The organism is Ruegeria sp. HKCCD7221, from assembly GCF_013031225.1.
Classification (GTDB): Bacteria; Pseudomonadota; Alphaproteobacteria; order Rhodobacterales; family Rhodobacteraceae; genus Ruegeria.
Genome location: NZ_WPZE01000002.1, coordinates 238,387 through 250,605 on the forward strand (window position 1 = coordinate 238,387; position 12,219 = coordinate 250,605).

Annotated in this window: 9 protein-coding genes; 7 read left to right on the top strand and 2 right to left on the bottom strand. The window is 55.5% G+C overall.

The window, feature by feature from the left end; all coding sequences use genetic code 11:
• Positions 1-44: 44 nt before the first annotated feature.
• On the top strand, positions 45-1,559 hold the full coding sequence (locus tag GOX73_RS06800; RefSeq protein WP_171134829.1) for a hypothetical protein: 1,515 nt from the start codon (positions 45-47) through the stop codon (positions 1,557-1,559).
• Here the strand turns inward: GOX73_RS06800 and GOX73_RS06805 are convergent.
• Positions 1,556-2,542, bottom strand: coding sequence for a glycosyltransferase family 2 protein (locus GOX73_RS06805; protein ID WP_371808151.1), 987 nt, complete (start codon positions 2,540-2,542; stop codon positions 1,556-1,558). The two genes, GOX73_RS06800 and GOX73_RS06805, sit on opposite strands and share 4 nt — an antisense overlap.
• A gap of 223 nt (positions 2,543-2,765) precedes the next feature.
• Between GOX73_RS06805 and GOX73_RS06810 the strand changes: the two genes are divergently transcribed.
• The gene (locus GOX73_RS06810; protein WP_171123164.1) at positions 2,766-3,167 is read left to right on the top strand and encodes a GtrA family protein; all 402 of its coding nucleotides are present in this window, start codon (positions 2,766-2,768) and stop codon (positions 3,165-3,167) included.
• A 61-nt stretch (positions 3,168-3,228) separates the two neighbouring features.
• Here the strand turns inward: GOX73_RS06810 and GOX73_RS06815 are convergent, their stop codons facing one another.
• Positions 3,229-5,457: an AAA family ATPase gene (locus GOX73_RS06815; RefSeq protein WP_256367675.1), complete on the bottom strand. Its 2,229-nt coding sequence runs from the start codon at positions 5,455-5,457 to the stop codon at positions 3,229-3,231.
• 260 nt (positions 5,458-5,717) lie between these two features.
• Between GOX73_RS06815 and GOX73_RS06820 the strand changes: the two genes are divergently transcribed.
• The 5 genes from GOX73_RS06820 (at position 5,718) to GOX73_RS06840 (ending at position 12,118) form a co-directional block, all read left to right on the top strand.
• Entirely contained in the window at positions 5,718-6,518 is an 801-nt protein-coding gene (locus tag GOX73_RS06820; RefSeq protein WP_171124037.1) for a WecB/TagA/CpsF family glycosyltransferase, read from the top strand.
• Between the two features lie 93 nt (positions 6,519-6,611).
• Positions 6,612-7,484 carry a sulfotransferase gene (locus tag GOX73_RS06825; RefSeq protein ID WP_171123158.1) on the top strand — a complete coding sequence of 291 codons (873 nt, stop codon included), beginning with the start codon at positions 6,612-6,614 and terminating at the stop codon, positions 7,482-7,484.
• Positions 7,465-8,535, top strand: a complete 1,071-nt coding sequence (locus GOX73_RS06830) for a glycosyltransferase family 2 protein (RefSeq protein WP_171134830.1) — start codon at positions 7,465-7,467, stop codon at positions 8,533-8,535. Before GOX73_RS06825 ends, GOX73_RS06830 begins: the two co-directional genes overlap by 20 nt.
• 2 nt (positions 8,536-8,537) lie before the next feature.
• The gene (locus tag GOX73_RS06835) at positions 8,538-9,473 is read left to right on the top strand and encodes a glycosyltransferase (RefSeq protein WP_171124041.1); all 936 of its coding nucleotides are present in this window, start codon (positions 8,538-8,540) and stop codon (positions 9,471-9,473) included.
• Positions 9,474-9,514: 41 nt separating this feature from the next.
• Positions 9,515-12,118, top strand: a complete 2,604-nt coding sequence (locus GOX73_RS06840; RefSeq protein ID WP_171134831.1) for a glycoside hydrolase family 9 protein — start codon at positions 9,515-9,517, stop codon at positions 12,116-12,118.
• Positions 12,119-12,219: the final 101 nt, after the last annotated feature.

Sequence of the window (12,219 nt, forward strand, 5' to 3'; positions counted from 1 at the left end):
CATAGTTGTTAAACGGGTAACGAATTTCGAATGTGGTTTTTAGCATGAAAAACGAAGCATCCAGCGTGGCGTCCATTGGTGTCGGTGTTTCCCCGCAATCAGATACAGCGAACATGACCACTTTGAAGGCCTTGATGCTGGTCGTCACATTTGCGGTCATGCAGATGTTGCCAGCGGCCATAAACGGGTTTCCTTTCGTTTTCTTTGACACGGAAGGGTATCACAAGGCGGGTGAAGCGGTGGTTCAGACGATTGCCGGAAAACCTGCCGAAGAGTTGATCGCTGAAAACACCGGATCACAAGCGCAGAGCGCGAATGAAGAGACAACTGCGCAACCGGGAAACTCGGAAAACGGCGGCAAGTTCGCGGTACCCATGTCACGGTCCCCGTATTACGGGATTTTCGTGTACGTCTTTTTCGGTGTTCAGCCTTACTTGCTAGCGTTTTTTCAGTCGCTCATAGTTGGCTATGCTGCGTGGTTGACGATCAGGCAGCTGTGCCCAGTTGATCCTGTAAAACCCTATCTGGCCGCCGGGGCGATTTGCGCTTTGGCGACACCGCTGCCGTATTTTTCGACTTACACCATGCCGGACATATTTGCGGCTTTGGCACCTATTTGCCTGTTCCTTCTGTGTTACGGCAGAAAGAATCTGTCGGTCCTTCAGAAAGTGTTCTGTTGGGTCACGTTGGCCGCCGCCGCCGCCTTTCATAACAGCCATATTCTGGTGATCTTCGGATTGCTGACAATCTTGTTGTTCATGTCGATCTGGCCGCGGCTCAGGCCCACGTTTTCCGGTCTGCTTGTATCTTGTTCCGCCTTTGGCGCAGGTGTGTTTGCGGTTTTCCTGTTCGCCTATGTCGCCTTCACCATGTTCGGAAGCTGGCCGCAAAGCATCCCCTTTTTGACCGCACGGGGGATCGAAGATGGACCGGTTGCGGAACTAATTGACAATGACTGCGAACAGCACGGGTTCACAATCTGCGGCGCGGCTCCGTTACAAAGCCGGGACTCGCAGCATTTTCTGTGGCACCCGGACGGGTTTTTCCGGTCGTCCGATCCGGACACCAAGCTGCAACTCAGCAATGAGGACGCCTCGGTTTTTCTGACGGCGGCACTGGAATACCCGGGGATGCAAATCGCGGCGTCGCTAAAAAACTCGGCCGAACAGTTCGGCCTGTTCGGGTTGTACGAGTTTGAAACGGCCAAGCGGGTCTTTCTTGAGCAGGCACCGCTGTTCATGTCCGAGGTCGATCTGAAAAATTACGGGGACTCGAAGGCCGTCACCGGAGCCTATCCGTTTGTTGCATTGTCAACCCTGATCTATGTGGTTGCGGCCTTCAGTTTGATGACAGTGTTTTACATCTACGCGTCACGACCTGTTTCAGACGCGGCCTTGGCTTTGGGCATTCTGATTTTGGCAACGCTTGTGGTAAATGCGGTGGTATGCGGCGTTCTGTCGGATCCGCATCACCGGTATCAGGCGCGCGTTGTCTGGCTATTGCCGCTGTTGGCGACCTACCTTGTATTTCATATCAATCAGCGTCGCGCCGGGTCTTAGGGTTTGGGGGCCTCATACTGCAGATAGCTGAGGCGGCGGGCCTCTCTTCTGCCGCGCGAAACGGTGTCGAGGATCAGGGCGCAGGCGATACAGACAATTGACATCAGGAACCCGGTCAGTGCCGCGAATAAGGATGGAAACCGTGCGACCTGACTTGTTTCCAGAAACTCCAAAAGTACCGATAGGAACACAAGGCCCGAAGGGATGAAGATCAGCCCGGCGAGTGAGAAAAAGAACAACAGTGGTTTCTCTTCCTTCACCAGAAAGCCGATCATGCGCAGGATTCTCAGACCATCTCCATAGGTCGACAGCTTGGACACCGAATTCTCGGGCCGTGCGCGATACTTGACCTGTACCTCATCAATCGGAAGCCGCATTTGAAGCGCGTGAACGGTAAGTTCGGTTTCGATCTCAAACCCGCTGGACATACTGGGAAAGCTTTTGACGAACCGTCGGCTGAACACCCTGTACCCCGACAGCATGTCCTCAAGGTTTCGGCCAAAGAACAGCTTGACCAATGAAGTCAGCATCCGGTTGCCAAATTTGTGGCCGGGCCGATAGGCTGCGTCATCCGAGTGTTTTCGTGCCCCGTTCACCATGTCCAGGTTGTTGTTCCGCAGCAATGCGATCAGTTCAGTGACATTGCTGGCGTCATAGGTGGCATCGCCGTCGGCCATGATATAAACGTCTGCCTCCACGTCCGCGAACATGCGTCGAACCACGTTTCCCTTGCCTTGATTTGTTTCGGATCGGACGGTCGCGCCCGCGCGCTGTGCCACCTCGATCGTCGCATCCGATGAATTGTTGTCGAACACATACACGTCGGCGTCTGGCAGGGCTTCCTTGAATTCAGAAACGGTCAGTTCAATCGCCGCTTCTTCGTTGTAGCAGGGTAAAATGATCGCAATCCGAACCGCATCATCCGAAGCAACGTGATCTGGGTTGCTACCCTTCACACCCGAAGCTGCCTCATCCTTCAACACGGCACTCATCCTCCAAAAAAACAAAAACACGGATTGACAGAATATGTTTTGGGATACCAGATATTCGCCTATGCCAAAAGAAAAATTGACATAAGGGTCAAAGCTCTAACCTGTTTTGCGGCCAATTTGCTGCGGTCTTTCCAGAGCTTTCGGTGGGGTCCAAGAAAAGCCCGGCCACTGGAAATGAGATTGTTTTATCAATGGCGACGATGGACTTGTGAACATGCCTTCCTCTCAGTTTTTCAGGTTCGTAATCGTGGGTGGTATCGCGTTCTTCGTGGATGCCGGTCTGCTGTTGCTGACAACCGAGTGGTTTGGACTGATCCCCGAGATCGGGCGCATTATCTCTTTCTGCGGGGCCGTCACGACAACCTGGTATTTGAACCGGACCTTTACTTTCGCCACTGTCAGCCGTCCGACACTGAGAGAATTCGCAAGCTATGTGTTGGCAATGAGCTTTGGTCTGGCGGTGAACTACGCGGTGTTCGTGGCGTTGATCCGCCTCAACGAGACAGCAGGTGCCTATCCGGTCATTGCATTGGTGCCAGCGACGCTGGCCGGGATGGTTATAAACTTTCTGTTCTCGCGGCGCATTTTGGGGTCGGGCCAGAACACGGAACAATGAAAACGGGCTAGCAACATGTGCAGTCTGAAAATGCCTACAGGAAAACTTGTTGTGTCAGGCGCTATCCCAGGTTGGGATCACCATATTTTTTGGCGCGTTTCAGATCGACACGCGTCGCAACCAGGGCCGCAGGTCTGACATCAGCGTTTTCCAACTCACGTATCGCTTGAAAGACGGAATTTCTGTGCGTGTCGTTCCATCTTGTAAACAAAATGACCCGTTGGGAAATCTGTGACAGATACGCAGATTCCACCGCCGCCAGCAGGGGCGGTGTGTCCAGAAGGATCACTTCGTACATATCGGACAGGGTGATCAACAAATTAATGAAGGCCGGAGAGCGCAGGAACTCTTCAACAAGCGATACCTTTGTCTCGGAATCCAGATTGCCGGCAAGCGGCAGGATATCCAACCCATCCTGAGGCGTCGCAACAATGTGTTCCTGAAAGGATGAGGGATTAGCGGTGCAGTATTTCAGTTCATCGACCGACAGTTTTGACAGATCTCGATAAGCAGACGCGACCGTATCGCAATCAATAATCAGCGTCCGGAATTTTGTCTTGGCGCAGACGGATCCGATCAACAGAAGGGATGATGTTTTCCCTTCATCCGGCAGCGCGGACGCGCCAGAGAAGATGACGCACCCATTGTTCGAGAAGCTCTGGTTGGGCTTGCCGTCCAGACTTTTTGAGAAAAACTCGACCGCTTGCGAGAAGGACGGCTCGCCCTGCTGGCGCAGGGATCGCAATCCAACGTCACTGCTGGCCAATAGCTTTTTGCCATATCGCACAAACTCGGGGTCCAGCTTTCCGTCATTGGTAAAGAACGCCTCGAATTGCGGGGCGTTTTTGATCTCGGGAAGGATCGCAGACAGTTTTACCCCTGTTGCGCTTTCGAATTCATAGGTGGTTCTGAGCCGCTTTTGGAAGATTTCGCGCATCACGGTCCAGCCGAGACCGGCGAAGATGATCATGAACATCACGCCGATGGATGTCTGCGACCGCTTGGGTTCCGACGGGTCGACCGAGACACGGGCCCGCTCGATAAGATGCGCACCAGCGTCCAGATAATCACCTTGTTCGGCCCTGCGCCCAAGCTGGGATACGAAGTCCCGGTAAATCGCTTCGGTGACCAGAATTTCATTTTCGATCCGCTTGGTGACCGAGTCGTGCTGAACCTGTTCGGCCTGCTGCGCGCGGAACACTTCGATGCTGCGGTTCAGGTCGTTCAGTTGGTCGTCCAACTGCTCTACCCGTTTTTCGGCAATGTCCTGCGCGGCGCTGAGGCGCTTTAGCGCTTCCTCGGTATTGGCATCCTGTCCAAGGTCCGGCGGAAGCAACCCGATTTTCTTGGCAAAGTCGATCGCTTCTTGGGATTTTCCTTGCGCGCGCAGGCTGTGGATCGCGCTGGTTTGCTCTTTGATCCGGGCCAGCTCATTTTCCACCAGTTGGGCGCGCCGCTCGGCCTTAATGCGCTGGGCCTTGATGGTTGCGTATTCGTCGGGGGAATACGGGATTTCAATAGAATGTGTTTCCAGATCCGAGCTCAGTTTGTTCAGGTCATCCCGCAGATGCCCGATCCGCGTTGTAAGCCAACTTTGGGACTGAATCAGATCATTGCGTTTCATGGTCGTCAGATTTGACAGGTATTCTGACGCAAGGCTGTTGGCGATGTCGGCCGCCTTTTGCGGCGACTTCGCCGTGACGCGAATCTGGTAGACCGCTGAAATATCGCCAATCTGTTCGATCCGTGTCGATTTCAGCAGGTTCTCAATGGTCGTTTCCCGCGCAAGCTCTTCCGCCGAGGAATCGCTGCCCACCTCTTCGTCATTATCACCGCTCAGGGCGTCGACCAGACTATTCTTTAGGCTACGCGCCAGTGCGATTGGCGACAGGTTGATACTGGTGTCTTCCCCAGAAAATTCGGGATCCAGATAAAGCTGCATCCGGTCGACAACACCTTCGATCAAGTCGGTAGAGCGTAAAAGCTCAAGTTCACTTTCCAGCGATGTCAGCGAAAGCGGCAGGCCTGAAACGTAAGGCGTGAACTGCGTTTCGGTCTGAACACGGGTTTCCATCATGACTTTTGCGCTGGACGTGTATCTTGTGTCCGAGGTGTACGTGAAAATGTATGCTATAACAGCACCCACAAACCCCATTACCATGATCCACGGAAGTGAGCGCCTTATGGCCCAGGCAATATTGGACAGCGTTCTAAGCTCTGGGTCGCCTGCCGAAGCAAGACCCGTCCCAGAGAGCTCCACATCTAATCCTCGGCGATACTGATCAGTCATGACAAAAAACAACGTGCGGTAAGGATAGGCCCGAGCATAGTGTCAGCGGGCTTGTATCAACAGTGAAATCAACAGATGGCGTCAACAATGGGTCTAGAAAACCATGATTGGCTGCGAAAAGATAGGAAGTTTAGGAGGGTTTGCTAATTCGCACGGGGCTGCGCCGATTAACTGAGCAGTTCGTGGAGTATGTATTAGCGAGAATCGGCAGTCCTGATAACCTGCCGTTACTGTATGTGTTTTAACCAGTTGGCTATGAGATGAACAAGATTCTCGACAAGCGTTTGTCGCACACAATTGTAGGCGGTATGCCCGTCGCTCTCGTCAGCGACGCCGAGCTTACGTCGGCGATGCTGGACGATGTCGAACGGCGCAGGGCCGGGCAAAACCACCGCACATTGACAGTGTTCGATTCGAACGCACAGGGAATCTCGCTTTATGCCGAAGATGCACAATTCGCCAAGGCGATAGACGCGGCCGATATCATTCATGCCGATGGGCAGATCGTGGTCTGGGCCTCGAAGTGGACACAGGGGTCCAAGGGCATTCCCGAACGCACGGCCACTACCGATTTCATTCACTCAGCCGCTGCGGCGGCGGCGAAGAACGATGTGGGATTCTACCTTCTGGGCAGCACCGAAGAGATTAATCGCGGATGCGCTGAAGAGTTGACCGCCCTGTATCCCGGTCTGAAGGTCGTGGGCCGGCGAAACGGGTATTTTGATGCGTCAGAGGAAGAGGCCGTTATCGCCGACATCAACGCTAGCAAGGCCGATATCCTGTGGGTCGGGCTTGGAAAGCCAAAAGAGCAGTTGTTTGCCAACCACATAGCCTCAAAACTGGATCATTGTGCCTGGATAGTGACCTGCGGCGGCTGTTTTCATTTTGTCGTCGGGGATTATCCGCGCGCGCCTTTGTGGATGCAGAAAATGGGGCTAGAGTGGTTGCATCGCATGGCGACCGGTCCGCGGTATCTGTTCAGAAGGCATATGCGGACGCTGCCGCATGCGTTGAGCATTGTGCTTAGAAAAGATGTGCCGAAGCGGTTCGAGCGTAGGTAGAGAGGCGCAAAGACTGGCTGAACTGAATTTCCCGGAGTTTTGCCAGAAGTATTGGTAAGTTGGTTTGTTCAGAAGGGATTTCGTGTGGGGAAGGTGGATTTCATAGGAATCGGTGCGCAAAAGGCCGCGACGACTTGGCTGCATCACGTGTTGTCCGAACACAGTTCGGTGACGACGAATGACACCAAAGAGCTGAATTTCTTCACCGCGAATTTTGACCGGGGCTATGCATGGTACGAAAGCTGTTTCGCAGACGCCCCGCCCGGAAACATATGTGGAGAGTGTTCTCCAACCTACTTCTTCAGTTCAGATGCGCCCCGGCGGGCGCGGGCCTATAACAAGGACCTCAAGCTGATCTGCATCCTCAGGGATCCGATTGGGCGCGTGTTCTCGAACCATTTGCATGAGATTCGCAAAGGCCACATTGCGCCCTCGACTTCGGTCGAGGCGGGTCTGGCCCAAAACCCCGCCTATGTGCAGCAAAGCCAGTACAAGACCAATCTGGAAAACTGGCTGCAGCACTTTGACCGGGACGCCTTGCTGGTGCTGTTTTCCGAAGAAGTGGCCGCAAATCCAGACGAGTCCTATGATCAGATTTGCGAGCATCTGGGCCTTTCGGCCCGGGAAGGGTCAGAGGCGATTTCAGAAAGGTTTCATGAAAACATCACCTACAGGAACAAGACTTTGCAAAAGTCGCTTCGGTTCGGTGGCGATATGATGCGATCGCTGGGAATGGGTGACGGGGTGAAAAAGCTGAAGACCCTTCCGGGTTTGAAACAGATGTTGTCGATGAACAAGCAGCATCTGAACATCATGGTTCCGCCTCCCACATCTGAAACGCGGGAAAGGCTGGCGAACCAGTTCAGGCCCGACATGGAATTTGTGGCCGAACTTACAGGGCGTGAAACCCTGCCGTGGTCCACCTGGAGCGATCTGCGACCAGCGGATGCCGAGCAAAAGGGATAACCATGCAAGGATCATCGCCGACGCAAAACCCAGACAGGACCGGTGCAAGAAACCGGAACTGCAAGAGCGGAAACTTGCTTCGCCGATGACGGTTGAACAATCACATAAAGCTGCGCCGCATATCGCCATTTGCATTGCAACCTACTTGCGGCCTGAAGGACTGCGGAATTTGGTCGAAAGCCTGAACCGGCAAGTACTAGAAGCCCCTGGAATTCGTGTGACCTTGGTGATCGCCGATAACGCGCCTGACGCGCCAGCGACCGAGGCACTGGGCGATATCGGAGAACTCAGCCATTGGCCGGTCATCTACACCATTGAATACGAACGCGGAATCGTGTCTGCACGGAACCGGACACTGAACGAAGCCCCGGTTGACGCAGATTACATCGCCTTTCTGGACGATGATGAAGAAGCGTCCGAGGACTGGCTGGCGCAGATGCTGCAAGCGATGACTCTGCCGGACACCGTGGCCGTGCAGGGAACGGTAGAGCCCCGGTACAGGCAGCCGCCACCGGACTGGATCGAGGCGCTCAATCTTTTTCGCATGGGACCTTATGTGCAGGGGGCTGCATTGCCGGCTGCGGCGACGAATAACGCGATGGCGGATGCGGCAATCATTCGGGAACGTGGCCTGCGGTTCGATCCGCGATTCAATATCACCGGGGGCGAAGACGAAGAGTTCTTTTCTCGGCTGCGGGACGGCGGTGGAATGATCCGGGCCGCAGCAGATGCATTGGTTTGGGATGATGTCCCTGAAAACCGCATGACATTGCGCTGGCTTGGCCGACGGTGGTTCCGAATGGGCAACACGTTAAGTCGCATCGCCCTGATCCGGCGGCAGGGTATCGCAACGCGCGCCCTGAAAAGCGTTGCGGCCATGGGCTGGGGTGCGCTGACCTGTTTGTGCCTCGGCTTCGGCTCTCGGGCCAGGTTTTACAGGGGGTGGCTCGAAATCCTCAGGGGGGCGGGCATGGTTGCGGGGCTGCTGCGCTTTGACTTTGCCGAATACAGCAGCGCGGCCGTCAAAGTCGACCGCGTGAAGGAGGGGTGATTGTGGCGCATACCTCTGACGAACCGGTCTTTTCGATTGTCATTCCGGCCCGCAATATGGAGCAGTTTCTGGAAGAAACGCTTCAGAGTGTGCAGGACCAGACCTTTGCTGATTTTGAAGTGATCTGCGTCGACGATGGCTCAACGGACAACACCCGACAGATTGCGGATCGGTTTGCCCAATCGGACGACAGGTTTCACGCCGTGGACGGCCCGGCCAAAGGTGTCAGCGCGGCCCGAAACCTTGGCTTGAGCCGGGCCAAAGGAAAGTTTGTTCTGTTTCTGGACGCTGATGACCTGCTGCATGCGCAGGCGTTGGGCACGTTTTCCGAAGCTTTGAAAAACTCCGACGCCATTGCCGCCGTAGCAGGGGTGCAGAGGATCGACGTGGACGGGCACCCTATGCGCGGGGCCGACAACCGCCACCTTGTGCCTGATCAGGATCAGTTGGCCGCGTTGTTGCGAAAGAACTTTGTGGTCAATGGGGGGGCACTAGCCGTCCGAACCGAAAGCGCCCAACGCTGCGGTGGGTACGACGAGTCTTTGGTCAATGGCGAAGACTGGGAATTCTGGTGCCGACTGGCCCTTTTGGGTGAATTCACCGTCGTGCAGGGGCCTGCATTGCTGAACTATCGCCAAGTCGCCAGTGGCGCCAATTTCGGGGCGCGTGGCCCGGCCTTTGCGCGGCGTGTACCGTGTATCGAAAAAATTGCGGTGAATCCTTTGATGAAAGAACGGTTCGGGTCGCGGTTGCGGTCGCTTCTGCGTGCGCGGCAAATTGATATCTTCTGGTCGGGCGTGCGAAATCAGTACCAGTACGGGCGCAAGTCGGCGGCTCTGTTCGAAGGCGCCTGCGGTGCTGTTTTGTACCCCGACAGCCTGCTGCGCCCCCGCCTGATCTGGCGTTTCCTGCAGAGTTTGGATCGGACGGCGAAATGAGGTACGCTCGCTTTGTTTGATCCCGGGAGAGTATGCGGCTCATGATGTTCTCGCGACGTGCCATATTGCTCCAGGGTACTGCTCTGGCAGTGTCCGCCCCGATTTCGATCGCGCTGGTTTCTTCATTGCGCGCGGACAATCAGATCGAAACCCAATTGAGTTTCGTGGGTGATGACACCGTTCAGATCACGGTAATCGACACGCTGTTCGAAAGATCCGATCCAGTGGCGGTCAAACCCGAAGACAATCGCGAATGGGTTCCTGACCCCTATGTCTCATTTGGTTCGGTCGGTCGGCTCAACGGGCTGGACGGGTATTTCTCGGGCGATGCAAACGTGACCCAGCCGCAGCTTTTCACGGCGTGGCCCAAAGTGGTGCGCGATAGCAGGCTGTCTGGTTTCCGCACCGGATCAGAGCCGCATCAGAAGCACGCGCTTGCAGACCAGCCGGAAGGTTGGAGCGTTACCGTCAATGGACAACCCGTCACCGTTGTCGCGTTGTATCGCAAGTCTACCCCGATCCGGACCGAGGCACTGGACGTCCGCCGATGGGACAGCACCAAGCGTCACATTCTGACTTTCGTGTTGGACCAACCAATTCCGCAAGGGGCAGAGTTTTCCTTCAAAGGACCCACTGTCGCGACCATCCAAGGGCACAAGCCCGTCACAGCCTTCAGCGAAGCCGTGCACGTCTGTCAGGCAGGCTATCCGGTGAAGGGCCCAAAAAAAGCCTATGTCGGCGAGTGGTGGGGGCATGATCAGAACGGAATACCCGGCAACACCGATGTCATTCTGACCGAACAAACCGGCTGGCGCTTGATTGATGAGCTGGACCGTACGGTTGTGCGCACCGGCACGCTGGAGCTTGTCAAACCCGCGACCGAACCGCACTGGAATGAAGAGAACTTCAATGGCTGTGATATCTATCAGGCTGATTTTTCGGATTTGGACAGGAATGGCGATTATCACCTGCACGTCGATGGATTAGGGGATTCCTTTCCATTCAAGGTTTCCGATACCCCTTATGCCGATGCGCTAAGGTTGGCTGCGCGCTGGTATTATCATCAAAGATCGGGGTGCGAAATTGCCGAGCCATATGGCGAAGGCAGAACCCGACCACGCAATGGCCACCCCGAAGACGGGCTGGTGGTGTGGCAAACCGACGTACAACTTGGGCGAACATCCGAGGGCTATGACGGGTCGAGCGTTTTCAAGATCCTGCGCGAGCAACCAATCGGAAACGCGGGTCTTTCTGGATCCACCGCTGCATGGTCCGAGGACCTCAACCCAAATGCCTGGGGCGGATGGCACGACGCAGGGGATTGGGATCGCCGTGTTCAGCACACCGATGTCGTCTATCACATGGCGCATATCGTCGAGGCGTTCGACTATGCCCGGACGCTGGACCTGAATATTCCCGAAAGCGGCAAGCCATTTTCCGATGAATCCGTGCGCGCTCGTAAGAACAGCGACGATCGCGGGGACGGACAGACAGTTCTGCCCGATCTTATACACGAGGCATTGTGGGGCATTTCCCTGTGGCGCAGAACCCAGCGCGAGGATGGCGGCATAGGCGGAGGCGTTGAATACTCGAATTCGGGGATATTCGGCTCGGTTTCATGGAACCCTGTTCAGATTGCGTACAGCTATGGGCCGGAAGACTGGGCCTCGTACTGGTTTGCCTTTAGTGCGGCGAAACTGGGCTACGTTATCAAGCACGTGTGCGGTGACATCACCCTGGGCGATAGTCTCATAGATGAGGCGGTCCGCGCCTGGTATTGGGCCGAGCAGGAGTTTCTGTCAAAAAATCCTTATGCACCCGCCCCACTGAACGAAGACGGGACCGAGCCAAAGCCGGAAAAATGGGTGAGCGTCGTGTCGCGATCCCGTGTCGCGGCTGCCGCAAGTATCTACCGCGCCAGCGGCGACGCGACGGCCTTGAAGGTTTTCGAGGATAACAACCCGTTCGAGCCCTTATCTGATGATCCCGCCGAAGGCATTCAACGGGAAATCTTCCAGTTCTCGTATTATGATTATCTTCAGGCGGGACAGGAAGGCAGGCCAACAAACCCCGAGATCGTCAAGTCGATCAAAGGCTGGATTAGGTTCCGCGTCAAACGGGCCGAGCGGATGGGGCGTGATTTTGGATTGCACAGCACCGCGACCTATCCGTGGGGTCCGGGTTGGCTTCGGTTTGGGCCGGGGTCGAATTGGCGGGCGGCGCATTTCGCCCTGTACTTTGCGGCCAATGGTGAGCTTCCGCCTGAAATGCAGGCGGCGGTGGTCGAAGGGATGTGGTTCGGATTGGGGTGCAATCCCGCAAATGTAAGCTTTGTGCAGGGCCTGGGTCGTCGGGATTACGCTGATCCGTTGTTGATTGACGGGAGGGGCAAACCGCCCATTCCCGGCCAGATCAGCTTTGGTGTCGCTGGCGGTGTCATGCACAAATGGGAACAGCAAAAGACTGACGGATCAATTTACCCGGCCGATCAACTGGCCTGGCCGAAATATGCCCAGATTTTCGAAAGCCGAACAATCGCGATCTCGTCCGAGCACGATATCAAGGCCAACGCGATGGAATGGCTGATCGCCTGCGCCATGGTCAATTACCAAGCACCAGAGGCGCCTCCCGAGCATGACGGGTAGACATCGGCCCAGTTCCGGGCCTCTCATTGGAGCGACTTCTATGGCTGTCTATCAACGGCGGAAATCCGAGCACGCGTAATCTCGTGGGGTCACAATGGTGT